This window comes from Tritonibacter sp. SIMBA_163, from assembly GCF_046535935.1.
GTDB classification, from domain to species: domain Bacteria; phylum Pseudomonadota; class Alphaproteobacteria; order Rhodobacterales; family Rhodobacteraceae; genus Epibacterium; species Epibacterium scottomollicae.
Map to the genome: position 1 here is coordinate 39,381 of NZ_JAWJBP010000014.1, position 20,175 is coordinate 59,555.

18 protein-coding genes are annotated in these 20,175 nt (G+C 61.9%); 13 read left to right on the top strand and 5 right to left on the bottom strand.

The genetic code is table 11. The features are described from left to right. Nucleotides 1–13 precede the first annotated feature (13 nt). From R0J92_RS16765 to R0J92_RS16775, 3 genes are all read right to left on the bottom strand, one after another. A complete protein-coding gene (locus R0J92_RS16765; RefSeq protein WP_317386925.1) occupies nucleotides 14–913 on the bottom strand; it encodes an ABC transporter permease in 900 nt (299 codons plus the stop codon). Between the two features lie 149 nt (nucleotides 914–1,062). Next, on the bottom strand, nucleotides 1,063–1,860 hold the full coding sequence (locus tag R0J92_RS16770; RefSeq protein WP_411052456.1) for an SDR family NAD(P)-dependent oxidoreductase: 798 nt from the start codon (nucleotides 1,858–1,860) through the stop codon (nucleotides 1,063–1,065). Nucleotides 1,861–1,948: 88 nt separating this feature from the next. After that, nucleotides 1,949–2,905, bottom strand: a complete 957-nt coding sequence (locus R0J92_RS16775; protein WP_411052457.1) for a sugar ABC transporter substrate-binding protein — start codon at nucleotides 2,903–2,905, stop codon at nucleotides 1,949–1,951. Nucleotides 2,906–3,211: 306 nt separating this feature from the next. Between R0J92_RS16775 and R0J92_RS16780 the strand changes: the two genes are divergently transcribed. From R0J92_RS16780 to R0J92_RS16815, 8 genes are all read left to right on the top strand, one after another. Continuing rightward, nucleotides 3,212–4,960, top strand: a complete 1,749-nt coding sequence (locus R0J92_RS16780; RefSeq protein ID WP_411052458.1) for an ABC transporter substrate-binding protein — start codon at nucleotides 3,212–3,214, stop codon at nucleotides 4,958–4,960. An 18-nt stretch (nucleotides 4,961–4,978) separates the two neighbouring features. Next, nucleotides 4,979–5,788: an SDR family NAD(P)-dependent oxidoreductase gene (locus R0J92_RS16785; protein ID WP_411052459.1), complete on the top strand. Its 810-nt coding sequence runs from the start codon at nucleotides 4,979–4,981 to the stop codon at nucleotides 5,786–5,788. Nucleotides 5,789–5,852: 64 nt separating this feature from the next. Further along, nucleotides 5,853–7,163 carry a M24 family metallopeptidase gene (locus tag R0J92_RS16790; RefSeq protein ID WP_106163162.1) on the top strand — a complete coding sequence of 437 codons (1,311 nt, stop codon included), beginning with the start codon at nucleotides 5,853–5,855 and terminating at the stop codon, nucleotides 7,161–7,163. 66 nt (nucleotides 7,164–7,229) lie between these two features. Next, the gene (locus R0J92_RS16795) at nucleotides 7,230–8,234 is read left to right on the top strand and encodes a thiamine pyrophosphate-dependent dehydrogenase E1 component subunit alpha (protein WP_411052460.1); all 1,005 of its coding nucleotides are present in this window, start codon (nucleotides 7,230–7,232) and stop codon (nucleotides 8,232–8,234) included. A 10-nt stretch (nucleotides 8,235–8,244) separates the two neighbouring features. Beyond that, nucleotides 8,245–9,243, top strand: coding sequence for an alpha-ketoacid dehydrogenase subunit beta (locus R0J92_RS16800; RefSeq protein WP_106163160.1), 999 nt, complete (start codon nucleotides 8,245–8,247; stop codon nucleotides 9,241–9,243). Then, on the top strand, nucleotides 9,233–10,552 hold the full coding sequence (locus R0J92_RS16805; RefSeq protein ID WP_411052461.1) for a biotin/lipoyl-containing protein: 1,320 nt from the start codon (nucleotides 9,233–9,235) through the stop codon (nucleotides 10,550–10,552). The genes R0J92_RS16800 and R0J92_RS16805 overlap by 11 nt, the downstream gene beginning before the upstream one ends. Before the next feature lie 29 nt (nucleotides 10,553–10,581). After that, nucleotides 10,582–12,012: an NAD-dependent succinate-semialdehyde dehydrogenase gene (locus tag R0J92_RS16810; protein ID WP_411052462.1), complete on the top strand. Its 1,431-nt coding sequence runs from the start codon at nucleotides 10,582–10,584 to the stop codon at nucleotides 12,010–12,012. Between the two features lie 10 nt (nucleotides 12,013–12,022). Then, the gene (locus R0J92_RS16815; protein WP_411052463.1) at nucleotides 12,023–12,916 is read left to right on the top strand and encodes a 2-oxo acid dehydrogenase subunit E2; all 894 of its coding nucleotides are present in this window, start codon (nucleotides 12,023–12,025) and stop codon (nucleotides 12,914–12,916) included. A 33-nt stretch (nucleotides 12,917–12,949) separates the two neighbouring features. Here the strand turns inward: R0J92_RS16815 and R0J92_RS16820 are convergent, their stop codons facing one another. Beyond that, nucleotides 12,950–14,119 carry a CaiB/BaiF CoA transferase family protein gene (locus tag R0J92_RS16820; RefSeq protein ID WP_106163156.1) on the bottom strand — a complete coding sequence of 390 codons (1,170 nt, stop codon included), beginning with the start codon at nucleotides 14,117–14,119 and terminating at the stop codon, nucleotides 12,950–12,952. Continuing rightward, on the bottom strand, nucleotides 14,116–15,081 hold the full coding sequence (locus R0J92_RS16825) for a hydroxymethylglutaryl-CoA lyase (protein WP_411052464.1): 966 nt from the start codon (nucleotides 15,079–15,081) through the stop codon (nucleotides 14,116–14,118). Before R0J92_RS16825 ends, R0J92_RS16820 begins: the two co-directional genes overlap by 4 nt. 67 nt (nucleotides 15,082–15,148) lie before the next feature. On the opposite strand from R0J92_RS16825, the gene R0J92_RS16830 reads away from it, so the two are divergent. The 5 genes from R0J92_RS16830 to R0J92_RS16850 all read left to right on the top strand — a co-directional run bounded on the left by R0J92_RS16830 (nucleotide 15,149) and on the right by R0J92_RS16850 (nucleotide 20,145). After that, nucleotides 15,149–15,886, top strand: coding sequence for a GntR family transcriptional regulator (locus tag R0J92_RS16830; protein ID WP_411052465.1), 738 nt, complete (start codon nucleotides 15,149–15,151; stop codon nucleotides 15,884–15,886). 66 nt (nucleotides 15,887–15,952) lie between these two features. Then, complete coding sequence (locus R0J92_RS16835) at nucleotides 15,953–16,930, top strand: Bug family tripartite tricarboxylate transporter substrate binding protein (protein WP_411052466.1); 978 nt, start codon at nucleotides 15,953–15,955, stop codon at nucleotides 16,928–16,930. After that, nucleotides 16,927–17,358: a tripartite tricarboxylate transporter TctB family protein gene (locus tag R0J92_RS16840; protein ID WP_411052467.1), complete on the top strand. Its 432-nt coding sequence runs from the start codon at nucleotides 16,927–16,929 to the stop codon at nucleotides 17,356–17,358. The genes R0J92_RS16835 and R0J92_RS16840 overlap by 4 nt, the downstream gene beginning before the upstream one ends. Before the next feature lie 9 nt (nucleotides 17,359–17,367). Then, nucleotides 17,368–18,870, top strand: coding sequence for a tripartite tricarboxylate transporter permease (locus R0J92_RS16845; RefSeq protein ID WP_106163151.1), 1,503 nt, complete (start codon nucleotides 17,368–17,370; stop codon nucleotides 18,868–18,870). A gap of 75 nt (nucleotides 18,871–18,945) precedes the next feature. Continuing rightward, nucleotides 18,946–20,145 carry a winged helix-turn-helix domain-containing protein gene (locus R0J92_RS16850; RefSeq protein WP_411052468.1) on the top strand — a complete coding sequence of 400 codons (1,200 nt, stop codon included), beginning with the start codon at nucleotides 18,946–18,948 and terminating at the stop codon, nucleotides 20,143–20,145. Nucleotides 20,146–20,175 lie beyond the last annotated feature (30 nt).

The window sequence follows — 20,175 nt, forward strand, 5'->3', positions numbered from 1 at the left end:
GTGCAAACCTCCGTTACGCGATGGGGGACCAAAGCTTGCCCCGCTTGGCCGCAATGTCGAGCCAGACGGCAAGGATGATGATGATCCATGTGACGACGTATTGAACGTAGAACTGCAACCCAACGAGCAGCAGACCGTTCTGGATGAAGCCGAGGATCAGCACGCCGATCACGGTTTTGAAGATCGTACCCGCGCCCCCCATCAGGGAGGCTCCACCAAGGATAACCGCCGCCAGAACCTCCAGCTCCAGCCCCTGCCCGACGGTGTTCTGACTGCCCAGCGAGCGACTGGCCTGAATGAGCCCGGCCGTTGCCACGCAAAAGGACGAGATCAGATAGCAGCAGAACACCAGTCGCGCCCGCCGAATGCCGGAAAAGGTCGCCGCCACGCCATTGCCGCCCACGGCATAGACCTTGCGCCCAAAGGGCGTCTTTGACAGCACCGCGCCGAGGAGTGCGGCGAGCAGAACGAACAGCAGGATCGGGATCGGTATGCCCATTGCATCCCCCTGCCCGAACACGCCGAACCACGTGCCTTCCTTATCGGCGATGTCCATGTTCTTGCCGCCCGAGTAGGTCAGCGTCAGGCCATGAATGGCCGACAGCATGCCAAGGGTCACAATCAGGGAGTTCAGCCTGAGATAGCCGACAAGAAACCCGATCAACGCCCCAAGGCAAAGCGTCATGGCGAACATCGCCGGGATCGCCAACGCCGGGCCGATCTTGTCGTGCAGGTCCAGTACCACGATGGTGGAGAAGGACATCATCGACCCGACAGACAGGTCGAGATTGCCGCTGATCACCACAAACGTCACGCCAAGCGCCATGACACCAAGGATCGCCGAAGAGCGGATCACCCCCATCACGTTGTCCGGGTCGAGAAAGCGCTCGTTTGCGACGGTAAATCCGATCATGAAAATGACGAACGCCACCAGGATGCCCTGCCGCGCAAGAAGACCGGTGATGTTCAATCTGGCAAACCAACTCTCGGTCCGGCCGGACGGGCTTGCCTTGTGTTCCGCAGTTGGCGGCATTTGTTCCTCCCTCACCCGCTGGTTCTGTCTCATACCAGCGTCATGCCGCCATCGATCATCACGATCTGGCCAGTCATGTAGTCGCTGTCCTTTGATGCCAGGAATGTCGTTGTCCCGGTGATGTCTTCGGGGCGTGCCACGCGTCCACGCAGGATGGTGGCCGAAAACTCTTCCATTGCCTGACCGGGGCGATCCGCGGCGCCGATCTGCATCAGGTCCTGATCCACCTGCTCCCACATTTCCGTCGCCACCACGCCGGGGGCAAAGCCGGTGACGGTGATGTCATGCTTCGCCAGGTCCCGCGCTCCGGACTGAACCAGCGCCACCACACCCCATTTGGAGGCGCAGTAGGGCGCCACATTGTCAAAACCCTGACGGCTGGCGATGGAGGCGGTGTTCACGATCTTGCCGCCTGTCCCTTGGGCGATCATCTGCTTGGCAGCCTCCTGCATTCCGATCAGGCAGCCCAAGCCGTTGACATTCATGATGAAATGCCAATTGTCCTCGGTCACATCCAAAAAGTTCATTGGCCGGTTCACACCGGCGTTGTTGAACTTCACGTCCAGCTTGCCAAAGGCCTCCACGGTCTTTGCGATCATCTCGCGCACTTGCTGACGGTTGGTCACGTCGACTTCGGCCCAAGTCACCCGCCCGCCGTGGTCTGACGCGCGGGGCTGGTTTGCCTCTGCCACCTTGGCGGCCAGGGTGCCGTTGATGTCGGCAAAACAGACGTCTGCGCCCTCATCCAGAAGTGCCTCGCCAATGGCGCGTCCGATCCCCTGCGCCGCGCCTGTCACAATACAGGAACGCCCGGTCATACGGCCCATGATTCATGTCCAATCTGTTGTGGTCGTGAAGTCTCGCATGGCGCATCGGGCGCAGGCCGCACAGGCACGCGCCCGATGGCAGCCGGGATCAGAACACCGGCTTGTCGAACTCGCCCATGTTGTCCTGGGTGATCTTCGGCGTATCGAAGTAATTCAGGAACGGCACATCCTTGCCGCTGAGCACATCAACCGCAGTCTGCAGGGCCGCTTCGGCGTCATCGACCGGAGACTGGTAGATCGACCCCCAGTATTCGCCCCGCTCCATCGCCTCATACCCAACCGAGAAGTTGGTGGCGCCCACAAAGATGATACCGTCGCGCCCCGCCGCCTTGGCAGCATTCAGAGCGCCCACGCCCATGTTGTCATCGCCGGAATAGACACCGTCGATATCGTCATATTTGACGAGGAAGGCCTCCATCACCTTTTGTGATTTCTCACGGTTCCAGTCACCGGGCTGTGTCTCGACCAGGGTCACGTTGGGGCAAACCTCCGGCAGACGGTCCTCAAACCCCTTGGCGCGTTCGATCGCCGTGGTGTAGCCCGGTTGACCGGAAATCTGCACGATGCGAGCCTCATCCTCGATGCCGCTTGCCTTGAACTTGTCGCACATGATCTCTGCCGAACGGGACCCTTGGGTGATATTGTCCGGGCCAGAGAAAGACGCGACGAAATCAAATCCCTGTTCCGCGATGTTGGAATTGGTCACGATCACCGGGATATCGGCGTTATGCGCCTTGCGTACTGCCGGGATCACCGCCTCACCGTTGGTGGGCCAAATGATGATGGCATCGACCTCTTGCTGGATCAGATCTTCCATCTGGGCGATCTGACGCGCCACATCACCGCCGGCATCCAGCACCACTGTTTCGATATCCGGATTGGCCTCCGCCGCCGCGATAAAGGCCTTTTCATAGGTGGTCTGATAGCTGTCCACACCCACGTTGTTCTGCGTGATACCGATCTTCATCGTATCCGCGGCGACACCACCGGCGGCCGTCAGTGCCAGAACGGCGGTGGCCGAAGCGAGAGTATTGCTAAGTTTCATTTCGGGTCTCCTCCCAGATATTCCCCTGTTTCGTCCCATACCGGCGAACTCCTCCCGTTCGGTCAGCATGGCCCGCCAGTTCCGGCGGCTGCCTCAAAGAATGCCGCGTGCCGCAAAGCTGCGTGCCCGGAATTTTATCCATAATGGATTATTTTATATCCATAATGGATTTATTCGCGATCCCACCCAGTGACCAAACTGAACATCCTGCAAAGGAGCGGCGCAATGCCAGACAATGATTCATCCAATCCGGATATGTTTCCCCCGCCGGGAGTGACCTCCGAGAGAAAGGTTCAAACGCATCTCATGAACATGATGCGCGGACATAGCGAGGGCAATATGGTAACGCCCCAGGCCAAAACCGAAATGCTCCAGATGATGTCGTTTCTGGATGATTTCGCTGATGAGCTTGAGGACACCATAGAGCTGTTTGCGCCAAATCCGTTCTATCGGATGGCGCTGCATCTCGTGCGTGGGCACCTCGAAGGCAAGGTCATCACCCCGACCTCGCTGATCGGCGCCGCGCGGGTTCCCTATGCCACCGCGACCCGTCGCCTGAAGGAGATGACAGACGCAGGCTTAATAGAGAAGCGTCCCCGGACCAAGACCGGCAAGAGCTTTTCCATGCATCCAAGCGAGGCACTGCTCGACCAGTGGATGCGCCTGTCAGGACGCCTGCGCCGCATCGGAGACGCCCGCTTCGGTCGCGGCGGCGCGGCGCAGGACACCACCGATTATTACTTCGGCGGCTCCTATCTGGCGGCGCAGTCGATCCCGCCGCTACAGGTTCTGGCCGAACCGCTGAAGGCCTCTGGTGGTCTGCGGGTTCTGGTGCACGGCGACCCCACCTTCATGGTGATGGACAATCTGAAGCGCCAGTTCGAACAGGTGATAGGCACTCAAATCCACCAGCGCGCCTTTTCCATCGACCGCCTGCGCGAGGAAGCGCTGCGCAATGCGGAGCGCAAGGCCAGCCGGTACGATATCATCGCCGTGGATCTGCCCTGGGTTGGCAGCTTTGCCGCGCGGAATGTGCTGATGCCGCTGGACGACGTGATGGATATCGCCCGTCTCGACCCGGCGGATTTCCACACGGCAGGCTGGAACGCGGCCCATTGCGGCGGTCGTCCCTATGGCGTGCCCGCCCAGACAACACCAGAATTGCTGTTCTATCGCCGCGATCTTTTTGCCGAGGCAGGGCTGGAACCGCCCGCCTCGACGGACGCGCTGCTGAATGCGGCCAAGGTCCTGCATGAGCCGCAACAGGGCCGATATGGCATAGCCTGGAACGCGGCGCGCGGGACGGCGCTTGGCCACACCGTGCTGATGACGCTGGCAGATTTTGGTCAGCCTGTTCTTGACCTGCCGGCGATCGCTGGCGGCTTTGACACCTCCGGGCTGCTGGATGGCGACCTGCGTCCCACCATAGACACCCCGGCGGGGTTACTGGCAGCAGAGTATCTGCTGGAGATGCTGCAGTACTCGCCACCCGACATCCTGTCGATGTCCTGGTACGAGCGGGTGCGCCCCTATGCGGCTGGCAAGGTGGCCATGGCCTATGGCTACACCCTGCTTGCCCCCTATTTCGAACTCGACAGCTCCTCGCCTGCGCATGGACAGACCGGGTACCTGCCACACCCCTGCGGTGCAGATGCAACGCCGGTCGCCCCGGTTGGAGGCTATGTGATGGGCATTCCGGCCAATCTGCCCCCCGAACGGGTGCCGGCCGCGGTGGAGGCCCTGCTGGTTTTCACCTCACCGGAAGCACAGAAGCTTTACGTGCAGAATGGCAGCCGCACCAACCCGCGCTATTCCGTGGGCGCAGATCCCGAAGTGCGGCGGATCTCGCCCATCTTCGAGGCGGTGGATGCGATGTCCTGGCGTGACGAGCTGCAATTCTGGCCGCGTCCGCCGATGCCGGGGATCAACCGGATGATCCAGATCTGCGGCGAGGAATTCCACGACATGCTGCGCGGCATCCAGACCCCGCGCGAAACCCTGCGCCGCGCCCAATCTCGGGCCGAAGACATGCTGCGCTCGGACGAATTTACGTGACATGAGGAGGAGAGACCCATGGACCCCAATCGCCTGAACGGCAAGAATATCCTGATCACCGGTGCCGCCCGCGGCATGGGGGCTGCCAACGCCGAAGCCTTTGCCGCGCAGGGGGCCAATGTCTGCATCGGCGACCTTGATGGCGATGAAGCGCAGGAATGCGCGAGCAAGATCAATGGCGCCAGGGGCGGCAAGGCCGTGGCGGTGCGCATGGATGTCACCAAGCGTGAGGACAATGCTGCCGCCGTTGCCGCAACAGTGGATGCCTTCGGGTCGATCAACGTCGGGCTGTTCAACGCCGGGCTCAACAAGCCCCGATTCTTCATGGATATCGATGAAGACAACTGGGACATGATCATGAACGTCAACACCAAGGCGATGTGGCTCGGCATGCAGGAGACCGCGCGCCAGATGATCAAACAGGGCCCGATGGACGGCCACCCCTACAAGCTGATCAACGTCGGTTCCATCGCCTCGCGCAAGCCCCTGGTTGATGTCACAGTCTACTGTACTTCGAAATACGGCTGCCTCGCGCTGACCCATTGCGGCGCCGTGAGCCTGTCGGAGCACAACATCACCGTGAATGGCTACGCCCCCGGCGTGGTTGTGACCCCGCTCTGGGAGCAGCTCGACAAGGATCTGGTCGATATCGGGTTCAAGGAACGCGAAGGTCAAGCCTATGACGACATCGTCCGCGATGCGCTGCAAATCAAACGCGTCTCCTACCCCGATGACATCACCGGCACGGCCTCGTTCCTGGCCAGCGATGACAGCGACTACATGACCGGCCAGATGATCCACATAGATGGAGGCTGGTGCATCCAGTAACACATTAAGTCACTGAAATTAATACATAACGGGTGGGCTTCGCCGCATCCGAAAGGAGTTCCTCATGTCAGAACGTCCGGGCAATGCCCTTATGCCGAACCTGCTCACACCGCAGGATCTTGAGCCCAATTGGGAATGGCGCGAGAAGCTGCCGGCCCATGGCCACATGTCCGTAGATTTTGAACGTCGCGTTGATCACGACCGCCTGCGTCGATATCGCCTCGCTCGGACTCGTCAATCCCTGAAAAACTCAAACGCAGGCACGCTGCTTTTGTTCGATGTGAACAATATTCGGTATGTTTCAGCCACGAAGATCGGTGAATGGGAACGCGACAAGATGTGTCGCTTCTGCCTGCTGACAGGCGACGACAGCCCCTATGTGTGGGATTTCGGTTCTGCTGCGGAGCATCACAAGCGGCACTCCGACTGGCTGGAGCCAAGTCACTGCCTTGCTGGCGTTGTCGGCATGCGGGGCACCATTCCACCGGAATTCGGGTTGATGCAGAAATACGCCAAACAAATCGCCGGATTGATCCGCGATGCCGGAATGGCCGATATGCCCGTTGGTGTGGATTATGCCGAAACGGCGATGTTCCACGCCCTGAAAGAAGAAGGCCTCAACGTGGTTGATGGACAGCAGATCATGCTGGCAGCGCGTGAGATCAAAAACACCGATGAGATCCAGCTTCTGACCCAGGCCGCTGCAATGGTCGATGGCGTCTATCACATGATCTATGAAGAGCTGAAACCCGGCGTGCGCGAAAACGATATCGTCGCTCTGTCCAACAAGATGCTCTACGAGATGGGCTCCGACGATGTGGAGGCGATCAACGCCATTTCGGGCGAACGCTGTAACCCGCATCCGCACAATTTCACCGACCGTTTGATCCGTCCCGGCGATCAGGCCTTCTTTGACATTCTTCAGTCCTATCAGGGCTATCGCACCTGTTATTACCGGACGTTCAACGTCGGCCGCGCAACTCCGGCGCAAAACGATGCCTATGTGAAGGCGCGCGAATGGATCGACGCTTCCATCGCGATGATCAAGCCGGGTGTGAGTACCGACAAGGTTGCCGAAGTCTGGCCGACGGCACAATCGCTTGGCTTTGCGAACGAGGATCAGGCCTTTGGCCTGCAGTTTGGTCATGGCCTCGGCCTGGCACTGCACGAACGCCCAATCATCAGCCGTGCGGTCAGCATGGACCATCCGATGGAGATCAAGACCGGCATGGTGTTTGCGCTGGAAACCTACTGCCCGGCCACTGACGGATATTCCGCTGCACGGATCGAGGAAGAAGTCGTCGTGACCGAAACCGGTTGCGAAGTCATCAGCCTCTTCCCCGCCGAAGAACTGCCGATCGCCAACAGGTACTGAGACACCTCCCCGCCTGCCCGGCCCCGATCACTGCGGGGCCGGGATTTTTTGACCGGAGACACAACCATGAGTTCTGCCACACAGACCCAGACCAATTCAGAGGATTATCTGCGCATGTACCGCCAGATGGTCCGTATCCGCACCTTCGAGGACAACGCCAACCAGCTGTACCTCTCGGCCAAGATGCCGGGGCTGACGCATATGTATTCCGGCGAAGAAGGCGTCGCCGTAGGCATCTGCGAGGCCCTGAAGGTCAGCGACAAGATCACCTCCACCCACCGCGGCCATGGCCATTGCGTCGCCAAGGGCGCCGCCTTCAAAGAGATGTTCTGCGAGCTGCTGGGCAAGGAAGAAGGCTACTGCCGCGGCAAGGGCGGCTCGATGCATATCGCCGATCAGTCCAACGGCAACCTCGGCGCCAATGCGATCGTCGGGGGATCCATGGGCATTGCGACCGGAGCCGCCTTCAGCGCCAAACTGGCCGGGCGCGACGACGTGGCCGTGTGCTTTTTCGGTGATGGCGCGACCGCGCAGGGATTGATGTACGAGGTCATGAATATGGCCGCCCTGTGGAACCTGCCGGTGATTTATGCCTGCGAAAACAACGGCTACTCGGAATACACCAAGACCGATGAAATCGCCGCCGGCTCCATCACGGCCCGCGCCGAGGCCTTTGGCATCGAGGCGCATCAGGTGGACGGTCAGGACGTGCTGGCGGTCAATACACTGACCCAGCAGCTGGTGGAGCGTGCGCGCAAGGGCGAGGGTCCGTTTTTCATGGAGCTGATGACCTACCGCTACCACGGCCACCATGTCGGCGACATCAATCGCGAATACTACCGCTCCAAGGATGAGGAACGCGACTGGAAAGACAATCGCGACCCCATCGTGCGGTTCCGGGCCTGGCTTGTGGACGAAGGGATCGCCACCGAGGACGAGATCGAGGCGCTGAACGCAGCCGTGCGCAAAGATGCCGAAGAGGCCGTCACCTACGCGCTTGATGCGCCTTACCCCGATGGCGCGGAGGTCGACATGCATGTCTACACCGACGTCCCCCACGCGCTGGCCTGAGGAGGAAATGATGCGAGAGATTACCCTGTCACAGGCGGTAAACGAGGCTTTGGCCGAAGAAATGCGCCGCGACGAAAGCGTGTTCATCATCGGCGAGGATGTCGCCGAGGCTGGAACGCCGTTCAAGGTCCTGTCTGGTTTGGTCGAGGAATTCGGCACCGCGCGCGTCGTCGACACGCCGATCGCCGAACCCGGGTTCATGGGCATCGCCGTCGGGGCCGCCATGACCGGAAGCCGCCCGGTGGTGGACCTGATGTTCGGCGACTTCCTGTTTCTGGTCATGGACCAGCTCTGCAATCAGGCGGCCAAGACCCACTACATGTCTGGTGGCAAGCTGAATGTGCCTTTGGTCTTGCGCACGAACCTTGGCGCCACCCGCCGCTCTGCCGCGCAACACAGCCAGTCCCTGCACGCGCTGGTCGCCCATATTCCGGGGCTGAAGGTCGCAATGCCCTCCTCGGCGCTGGAGGCAAAGGGGCTGATGAAAACCGCCATCCGCGACGACAACCCGGTGGTGATTTTCGAAGACAAGCTGATGTACAACGACAAGGCCGAGGTGCCCGAAGGCGGCGATCTACTGATCCCCTTTGGCGTGGCCAACGTCAAACGCGAAGGGCGCGACATCACCCTGATCGGCACCTCCTCCATGGTGCAGGTCTGCGAGAAGGCGGCCGAACTCCTCGCCGCAGAGGGCATTTCCGCAGAGGTGATCGACCCGCGCACCATCGTGCCGCTGGATGAGGCGACCCTGGTGGCCTCGGCCAAGAAAACAAGCCGCGTGATCGTGGTGGATGAGGGGCACCAGAGCTATGGCGTCACCGGAGAGATTGCCAGCCGCATCAACGAGAAGGCGTTTTATCACCTCGACGCGCCCGCGCTGCGGATGGGGGCGATGGATGTGCCCGTCCCCTTCTCGCCCGCATTGGAGGATCTGACCGTCCCGACACCCGAGGCCGTGGCAGAGCAGGCCCGCAAACTCTGCGCCGGGGAGATGATCCATGCCGCTTGACGTCATCATGCCCGCGCTCGGCATGGCGCAGGACACCGGACGCATCGTCGCCTGGCACAAGGCATCGGGCGATGCGGTTGCCGCGGGCGACGTGCTGTTCGAGGTGGAGACCGACAAGGCCACGATGGAGGTCGAAGCACAGGAACCGGGCTACCTGACCGATGTGGCCGCCGCCGCAGGCGATGATGTCCCGGTCGGAGATGTCATCGCCCGGATCGCGGACGCCCCCGGCGACAGCGCCTCCCCCTCCCCTGCGCCGTCAGACAACGCGCCATCCCCGGCGGATGCCTTGCCCGAGGGCAACAGCGTCATCATGCCGACACTGGGCATGGCGCAAGACACCGGGCAACTGGTGGCATGGCACAAGACCCCGGGAGAGGCCGTGGCAGCGGATGATATTCTGTTCGAGGTGGAAACCGACAAGAGCACGGTTGAGGTGCCTGCCGGCTTTGAAGGCTATATCGCCGCACAACTGGCCGAGGCGGGCGAGGATGTGCCCGTCGGGGATACCATCGCCGTCATTTCCGCCGCGCCCCCGGACACGCCTGTGGTCCGGCGCCATGCCACACAGACGGTCGCGAACAACACGCCGCCTGCGGCGGAAGACGCGGACAGCAAACCAAGCCCGCCGCCCGAGCCCGAGCCGGAGCGCCGCACCAATGCGGCAGCAGCGGGAACGCCCCGTTCCGACGGGCGCATTCTGGCCTCCCCCAAAGCGCGCAGACTGGCGCGCGAACAGGGGCTGGATCTGGAGCGTTTGGTGCAGGCGGGACACCCCCAGCCCTATCATGTGCGCGATCTGGAGGTGCTGAAAGCACTGCCGACACAGGCACAGGCGATGCAGGCAAAGGCGTCACAGCCCGCCCGCCGCCTGACCGCGGAATTGACGTCTGTGGACCTTGCGGCCTTCACCGACTGGGCGGCAGAGCACGCAGATATCGGCGACCCCAGAGCGCTGCTTGCCGGTCTGGCGGGCGCCGGGCTGGAACGTGATGACGCGGTGGTCGCGGTCGAACAACCGGGCAATCTGCGTCATTTTCACGTACCGCGCGGCGCATTGGGTGGCGTCACGCCGCATGACGGTGAAGACCCCTCCCCCGACCTGATTTTGCGCGACTTGCGGCAGGCGCGGATCACGACCGTTGCCATCGGGCCCGAACATGCCCCGGTTCTGACCCTGACAACCTGCGGAGAGGGGCTTTCCCTCACCTTGGAATGCAGCGCCGAACAACTCTCCGGGCCCGCAGCGGTCACCCTTCTGTCCGAGACGGCAGGCCGACTGGAGCAGCCGCTCCGCCACCTGCTTTGACCCCATTTTGATGACCCATGGAGTATGACATGGACCACACGGATCTCTATATAAACGGCCGCTGGCAACCTGGCGCCGAGGGCGCGCGCTTTGACGTGGTGAACCCGGCGACCGAAACTGTTCTGGCCTCCGTCGCCTCGGCAGAAATCGCCGATGCAAACGCCGCGCTGGATGCCGCAGAAACCGCGATGAAGGACTGGGCCGCCCGCACGCCGCGGCAACGCTCCGAAGTGCTGCGCAAGGCCTGGGAGCTGATGACAGCGCGGCTGGACACATTTGCCCATCTGATCACGCTGGAAAATGGCAAGGCCGGGGCCGATGCCATGGGCGAGGCGACCTATGCGGCCGAGTTCTTCCGCTGGTTTGCCGAAGAGGCCGTGCGGGCAGACGGGATTTTGACCCATGCGCCTGCCTCCGGCGCGCGGATCATGGTGCAGCACAAACCTGCAGGCCTCGCGGTGCTGGTCACCCCGTGGAATTACCCCGCCGCCATGGGCACCCGCAAGATTGCGCCTGCGCTGGCGGCTGGCTGCGGTGTCATTATCAAACCTGCCTCGGAAACCCCGCTGACCATGCTGGCGCTGATGCCGCTGCTGGAAGAGGCCGGAGTGCCGCCGGGCCTGGTGAACGTGCTGCCCTCGCGGCGCACCGGCGCGTTGGTCGACCACATGCTGCATGATCCCCGCGTCCGCGTCGTGTCCTTTACCGGCTCCACCGGAGTGGGCCGCAAGCTGCTGCATTCCGCCGCCGATCAGGTCCTGAAACCCGCGATGGAACTGGGCGGCAACGCGCCCCTGATTGTCTGTCACGACGCAGATATCGAGGAGGCGGTGGCCGGCACCATGCTGGCCAAGATGCGCAACCTTGGCGAGGCCTGCACCGCCGCCAACCGCATCTACGTGCATGACAGCGTGGCGGCAGACTACACCCGTCGCCTCAGCGCGGCCATGTCGGAACTGAAAGTCGGCGATGGCAGCGATCCGTCGGTCGACGTGGGCCCGTTGGTCAATGCCGACACAAGAGACAAGGTGGCGGGCTTCGTACAGGACGCGCTCGCCAAGGGTGCCAGACTGGAATGCGGGGGCGACATCCCGGCGGGCAAGGGGTATTTCTACCCACCCACGGTGCTGTCGAACGTTCCGGAAACCGCTGATTGCGTGCATGACGAGATCTTTGGCCCGGTTGCCGCGATACAGACCTTCCAAGATGAAGACGACGCGATCACCCGGGCCAATGCTACGGAATACGGGCTGGTCGCTTATGTTTTCAGCCGCGACATGAAGCGCGCGCTGCAGCTGTGCGAACGTCTGGAATACGGCATGGTCGGCCTCAACCGTGGGCTCGTCAGTGATCCCGCCGCTCCTTTCGGTGGTGTAAAACAGTCGGGACTGGGCCGCGAGGGCGGCCATGAAGGCATGCTTGAGTTCATGGAAACCCAATATATTTCGGCCAGTTGGTAAGGGGGCACATATGTCGGATATCATCGCTTCCCCATCGGTCCGCGCATCTGCGTTGAACAAGGGCATAGACCTGGCGCAGTTGGCACAGGATCTGGGCCGCACCACCATCGGCCACGAGGATCTGACCACGACGACACGCGCGCCAGACGCGGGAGACGCGGGCGCCGCGCAGAACACTCAGTATTGGCAGGTCGACCACAGTGCCTATGGGCCCGTGACAGAAGAGCCGCTCAGCCGGTTCGCTCAGGTGGCTGCAGGTAATCTTGGTGCCGCCAATGCGCTGATCCCGCAGGTCACGCATCACGATCAGGCGGATATGACGGCGATCGAGGCGCTGCGCCAGAACTGGAAACCGGACGCGCAGGCCCGTGGCATCAAGCTGACAGCGCTGGCCTTTCACGTCATGGCGCTGGCGCGCAGCCTGCGGGAATTCCCCACGTTCAACGCCTCGCTCAGCGCAGATGGCAAGATGCTGATCCTCAAAGACTATGTTCACATCGGCATTGCCGTGGATACGGCCCATGGGTTGATGGTTCCGGTCATTCGGAATGCGGACAGAAAAGGTCTGTTGCAAATTTCAGCTGAAATCAGGGATCTGGCCGCTCGGGCGCAGTCGCGCAAGATTGCCCCCGATGAGATGGGCGGCGCCTCGATGAGTATATCGAACCTCGGCGGGATCGGTGGCTCGGCGTTTACCCCGATCGTCAACCCGCCGGAGCTGGCGATCCTCGGCATTACCCGGTCGCAGATGGTCCCCGAATGGGATGGCGAAGCCTTCAAGCCGGTGCTCAAGGCCCCGCTGGATCTGAGCTACGACCACAGGGTGATCAACGGGGCCGATGCCGCGCGCTTCATGTCCTGCCTGTGTGGGTTTCTCACAGAACCACGGCGGCTTGTGATTTGAGAGGCGCGCTAGGGACTTCACCCTATTGGCGTGTTATCCTGACGCGTGCCTGCGCAATGAAGCCAGAACCTCCTCGGTATGTTCGCCTAATTCCGGGGCTGGCAGGCGCACCTCGCAGGGGGTGCGCGACAATTTCACCGGAAAGCCCAGCATCCGGACGTCGCCTCGGTCACCGTGTGGCACATCGATAGCCATCTTCTGCGCCTGAATCTGCGGGTCCTCAAACACATCCTTGAGGGTCTGGACCTTCCCAGTCGGCACGCCAGCGCGATTCAATCGGGCAATCCAGTTTTCGCGCGTATCCGTGGCCAGCGCCGCATCGAGAATGTCGTGCAACTCCGCGCGCCGCGAAAAACGCGCATCATTGCTGGCAAAGCGCGGATCGTCCAGCAGGTTCGGCAAGCCGATTTCACCCAGCAATCGACGCAATATCTGATCATTCGATGCCGCAATAGCGATTTGCCCGTCAGCCGTATTATAGAGCCCGTAGGGCGCAACAAGCGGATGGTCGTTGCCGGTGCGCTGCGGGTTTTCTCCGGTGACGAAATGCTCTGACGCCAGATAGGCCATCATGCTCAAGACGCCGTTCACCATCGAGGTCTCAACGGCTTGCCCCACCCCGTCGCGGTTGCGCCCGTGCAGCGCCGATGCGATCCCAAACGCGGTGTACAACCCCGCCACGAGGTCCGTTACGGGCTGCGCGGCGCGAAGCGGCGGCTCTCCTGCGGGACCATTGACGCTCATGAAGCCGCTCATGGCCTGCGCAATAAAATCAAAGGCGGGACGATCCGTATAGGGGCCAGTCGAGCCAAATCCATTGACGCTGGCAACGATAAGGCGCGGATTTATGCTGTCGAGGCGATCTTGCGGGAACCCCATGCGCGCAAGAACACCGGGGCGAAAATTCTCCAGCAACACATCCGCAGTCTCAAGCAGTTGGGCCAGAGTGTCGCGTCCTTCATCGGAATAGAGATCGAGCACCACGGACTTCTTGTTGCGGTTAAAGCTCGCAAAATACCACGAGAACCCGTTCTTGTGATGCCCCTGCCCGCGCACCGGATCCCCCGCCGGGCTTTCGATTTTGATGACCTCGGCCCCCATGTCGCCCAGCAACATGGAGCAGAATGGTCCGGACAGCACGCGGGTCAGGTCGACGACGCGAATGCCATCCAGCGGCGGCTTCATCTCATTCCCGGAGATCATTCGCGACTCCCACTTGAGGACCGGACATCCTCGCGCTTGTATCTGCGCAGCCGCGGACCGGCCTTCATGACCTGCCCCGGCAAAGTCTGTCCAAGCGCCTTCTCGGTGCGTCGCGCGACCTCAATCAGCGCATCGAGATCTATGCCGGTCGCCACGCCGCTCTCCTGCAGCATGTAGACCAGATCTTCTGTACAGATGTTGCCGGTTGCGCCGGGTGCAAATGGACAACCGCCGATCCCGGCGATACTTGCCTCAAACCGGGTGATCCCTTCCTGCAGTCCGGCGTAGGCGCAGGCCAGCCCCACACCGCGCGTATTGTGGAAATGCAATGCGATATCCGCCGCAGGCACCTCGGTCGCCAAAGTCCGACACCGCTCCTGCACCAGTCGGGGCGTTGCCATGCCGGTTGTGTCGCCGAGGGTAAGCTGCGCGATACCGCAGTCGCCATAGGACTTCGCCACCTGCACAATATCCTCGATCGCGACATTGCCCTCAAAGGGGCAGCCAAACGCGGTGGCAATGGCACCATAAACCGGCACATCCGCATCCTGCCCCATACGAGCGATCTCCGCCGCTGCGGCCAGCGACTTGTCGCGGCTGCAATTCACATTGGCCCGATTGTGACTTTCCGAAGCAGACAGAAACACCACCATCGCATCGACGCCCGCCTCAATCGCGCGTTCGGCACCGCGCGCGTTCGGCACCAACGCCGTCAGCTCTGCACCCCGGCTGCGGTCAACTCCTGCCATGACCTCACGTGCATCCGCCATATTGGGCACGGCGCGCGGCGCGACAAAGGACGTCACCTCCAACTGCGGCACACCGGCAGCAATCAGCGTGTTGATCAGTTCGATCTTCACATCAGTGGACACCGGGTCTGGCCAAGCCTGCAGCCCATCACGTGCGCCCACGTCCACAATGCGCACGCGCTCGGGAAACCCGTCTAGCGGAACCTCGGTCATGAGCTCTCCTCCAAAAGCTGTTGATGTGGTCGACCGCGTTGGTATACCATTAGCGCAAGGAGGGTCAATGCGGACCATGACGAGCGACAAAGTGACAGGCAAAGAGGAGCTGCCGCGCACGGAACGCGCACTTCAGGAAATCCGTCGGGATGTCCTGTCGATGGCCTTTTCCCCCGGAGAACCTGTATCGGAACGCGCCCTGGAAGAGCGCTACGGCATGTCCCGCACCCCAATCCGCGCTGCTCTGGCAGCCCTGATCGGCGAAGGACTGATCGTCCGTGACCCACGGCGCGGATACATGATCGCGCCGATCGACCTGCAGGAAATCCACGATCTCTTCGAATTCCGTGAAGAGCTGGAAGACACCGCCGTGCGCCTCGCATGTCGGCGCGCCCGTCCCGAAGACCTCGACGCGCTGCGCCGCACCGTCGAGCGCGGGCGCACCGACTTCGAGGTCGAGGACTGGATGGCCTCCGGGCTCGACGTGCATGTGGAGCTGGCGGCGTTGTCCGGTAACCCGTTCCTGCGCGATGCGGTCCATGCAGCGGTCGGTCGCGCGCTGCGACTGCGCTGGCTACTGGCCAGCGACAAGACGCAACGCGACGCGGCATTCAAGGAACACAGCGAAATCCTCGATCTGGTTGCCGCGGGCGACGAGGACGAGGCGGCCCTCAAGATCCGGTTGCACACCCAGGCAGTGCGCGACCAGATTCTGGCGGCCGTGGAGGGCGCGCGCCGCTTTCTCGGCACGCGCGGCGTCGTGGATCAGACCAGCGCACAGGCGCGGAACGATACGGACGCTTAGCAAGACGATCCCGGAGTGGGAGTTCCGGGAAAATGGCCTTTGGGCCGAGGACTTAAGGGAGGAACCATGTCCTATACACGCAAACTACTCGCCGGCGCGATACTCGCCACCGGCCTAACCGCCACGAGCGCAATTACTGCGAGCGCGGCAGAATGTATTGCCCCTGCCGATCCCGGGGGCGGTTGGGATTTCACCTGCCGCACCGTCGGTCGCCTGCTTACCGAACTGGGTCTTGAAGAGGGTTCCGTTCAGGTCACCAACATGCCCGGCGGTGTGGGTGCCGTCGCCTTTGCCAACGTCGCAGGCAAGCGTGCGGATGACGGCGACGTTCTGGTTGCAACTTCGACCGTTGGCGTCACTCAGATCGCCCAGGGCAAGTATCCGGGTGGTATCGACGTGATGCGCTGGGTCGGCATGCTCGGCACGGATGTTGGCGTGATCGTGGTCCCCGCAGATTCGGAATATGAAACCGTCGATGACCTGCTCAATACCCTCAAGGCCGATCCAACGTCAGTGCCTGTGGCAGGATCTTCCGGCGCCGGTGGCTGGGATCACATCCGCCTTCTGATGCTCGCCGATGAAGCGGGCATGGACGATGACGCCTATAAGGCAATTCGCTGGGTACAGTTTGACGGCGGCAGCCCTGCGGTGACACAGATGCTCGGCGGTCAGGTCGGCGCGGTGTCCACGGACCTTGGTGAGATTGCGGGCTTTGTGGAATCCGGCGACATCAGAATCATTGCGGCCCTGTCCGACGACCCCATCCCGGCCTTTCCGGATGCACTGACGGCCAAGGCGCAGGGCTATGACGTAACCGGATACAACTGGCGTGGGTTCTATACCGGCGGCGATGTCTCGGACGCCGAATATCAGGCCTGGGTCGAGGAACTGAAGTCACTCTTTGACACCGCCGAGTGGAAAGAGGCCGCCGAGGCGAATGGTCTCATTACTGTGTGGCGTGGCGGTGAGGCCTTCGAAGCCTATGTCGCAGAGCAAGCCAAGCAGATGGAAGACATCTCGCGCAGCATCGGGGTCATCCAATGATCGACCGCATTGCCGGGGCCGTGATCTTTATGGTCTCGGTCTCGGCCGTCTGGGTTGCGCGCGACTACAAGGCCGGTTTCGGGGATCCCCTGGGCCCGGCGTTGTTTCCGCAGATGGTGGCCGCTGCGGCGGCCCTTCTCAGCCTCGGGCTCATCCTGCGCCCTGACCCCAATCCCGACGCACAACCGCTGCCGGCCTTTATCCGGCAGGCCTTCACGCTTGCCGTTCTTGTCGGCTATGTTCTTCTGCTGGAGCCATTGGGTTTCCCGCTGTCGACCATGCTTGGAACCGCGTGCCTCGCGCTGCTGTTTGGGGCAGAGCCCCAAAAGGCCGGAGTGACGGGCGTTGCGGTCGGCGTATCGCTCTATTTGATTTTCGACAACCTGCTGGGGCTGCCCTTGCCCCTTGCCCCTGCCACCTTCGGCTAGCGAGACTGCATGGACATCCTGAATTCCCTCATCGGCGGCATCGCCGTCGCGGTGACGCCGCTCAACCTCGCGCTGGCGGTGTTCGGCTGTTTCGCCGGTACACTGATTGGCGCGCTGCCCGGGCTTGGCCCGGTTAATGGCGTGGCGATCCTGATCCCGGTCGCCTTTGCCATGAAACTCGAACCCAGCTCCGCTCTGATCATGCTGTCCTGCATCTATTACGGCTGCATGTACGGCGGGCGGATCAGTTCCATCATGCTGAATATCCCCGGTGACGAACCTGCAATCATGACCACGCTGGATGGCTATCCCATGGCCCGGCGTGGTCAGGCGGCAAAGGCGCTTGGCATCTCCGCTGTGGCCTCATTCGTCGGCGCAACGGTTGCCACACTGGGACTGACCTTCTTCGCACCACTGCTGGCCAAGGCCGCAATCCATTTCGGCCCGGCCGACTATTTTGCGCTCTACGTCATGGCCTTTGCCACCATTGGTGGGGTCACTGGCGTGAACCCGTTCAAGACGCTGCTGGCGGCCATGATCGGCCTTCTGCTGGCCAGCGTTGGACTGGACCCCGGAACCGGCACCGCCCGCTTCACCTTTGGGTCGTTCCATCTTTACGACGGCTTTGATCCGATCGTCGCCATCGTTGGCCTGTTCGCGGTCAGTGAAATCATCATGTATTTCGAAAGCCATGCCCTCTCCGGAGCAGGGCCGGTCAAACTTGGTCGGACGCTGCCGCGATTGCGTGAGGTATTCGAGGGCTTTGGCGCATCGATCCGAGGCGCCTTGATCGGCTTTGTCTGCGGCGTCCTTCCTGGCGCAGGCGCATCACTCGGCGCATTTGTGTCCTATAGCACGGAGAAGCAGCTGAACGACAAGAACGGCACATTCGGAACCGGTGACCCCCGCGGCATCGCCGCACCCGAAGCCGGCAACAACGCAGCCTCCGGTGGCGCTCTTATTCCGATGCTGACACTGGGTGTCCCCGGCAGCGGCACGACCGCCGTGATGCTGGCGCTTTTGGTCTCACTCAACATCCAGCCGGGTCCGCTGCTGTTTGAACGCCAGCCCGACCTTGTCTGGGGGCTGATTGCAGCGCTCTATCTCGCCAATGTCGTACTGCTGCTTCTGAACATTCCAATGGTGGGCATATTCACCCGCCTGCTGTCGCTGCCCCAATGGTTCCTGATGCCGGTTGTGGTGATGGTCAGCTTTATTGGCATCTATTCGATCAGTCATTCGACCTTTGACCTGTTTGTGATGATCGGTTTTGGCCTGCTTGGATATGCGCTGCGCAAGTTCGATATCTCCCTGGTTCCGGTGGTGCTGGGCCTTTTGCTGGGGGCTGATATGGAAAACAATCTGCGACGTGCCCTGTCGATCTCCGGCGGCGATTTCAATATCCTCCTGCAAAGTCCGATCGCTCTGGCGATCTATGCCTTCACCGCACTGATGTTGGCGTTTTCCTTTGGGATCGCGATGCGTCGCCGCGGGCCACGTTCTGCAAAATGACATGCAAGCGCCCGCATTGCGGGCGCTTGCCCGTTTTCACCTGTCAGCGGAGCCACGCCGCGCTATGGTTCCCCGATGACACGCTCCTTTTTTCTCCACAAACAAACCGCCCGTCGCCTGTTTTTGGACCGACATCTGTTGCTGCAACAGAGATCCGGCACCGGCAAAGGCACGGATCTCGACCGGGTCCTTGATGATCTGGGCTTTGTCCAGATCGACAGCGTCAACACGCTCGCCCGCGCGCATGACCTCATCCTCTGGTCTCGACGCGGCCAGTATCGCCCGCGCGCATTGGAGCGTCTGGTTGCAAATGATCGCTCGGCCTTCGAGCACTGGACCCATGACGCGGCGGCTATTCCGATGCAGTTCTACCCGCAGTGGCGCCTGAAATTCGCCCGCGATGAAGCGCGCATGCAGCGGCGTTGGCAGGACGGGCGCCGCCCCGGCTGGACCTCCGAGATCGACACCGTTCTGCGCCATATCTCCGACCATGGTCCGACCTGCTCCAAGGATGTCGGAGACGGTGAAAAGAAGGGCTCATCCGGGTGGTGGGACTGGCACCCCTCCAAAACCGCGCTGGAATTCCTCTGGCGATCCGGCAGGTTGGCCATTTGTCACCGTGTGGGCTTTCGCAAATTTTACGACCTCAGCGAACGGGTCATCCCTGCTGATACCTTGAACGCACGACATTCAGAGGCCGAGATCGTCGATTGGGCCATGTCCGCCGCCCTCAATCGGCTTGGCTTTGGCACCAGTGGGGAATTGGCGGCCTTCTTCGACATCGTGACCCGCGCCGAGGCCAAACACTGGTGCGCCGCGGCATTGGCTTCGGGACAGATCGTCGAGGCCGACATCGAACAGGCCGACGGCACCTGCCGCCGGAGTTATACAACGCAGGCTCTGCTTGCGCAGGCCGCAGAGCTGCCCAGCCCATCGACACGCGTGCGCCTCCTGTCGCCCTTTGACCCGGCGCTGCGTGATCGCGCCCGCGCCGAGCGCCTTTTCGGATTTCACTACCGGATCGAGATTTTCGTCCCCGAGGCCAAGCGGCGCTACGGATATTACGTGTTTCCGGTTCTGCAGGGGGATCGCCTGATCGGCCGGATCGACTGCAAGCGCAGTGGCGAGGTGTTGCAGGTGCGTGCCTTCTGGCCGGAGGCTGGCATCGCGATGGGCAAACAGCGGCGCTCCGGGCTGATCGCAGAGCTGGACCGCGTGCAGAAACTGGCCGGAACCGAGGTTGTGCGCTTCGCCGAGGACTGGCTGCGCTGCTGAAGACGGGCTTGGGAATTCCAGTTTGCCGAC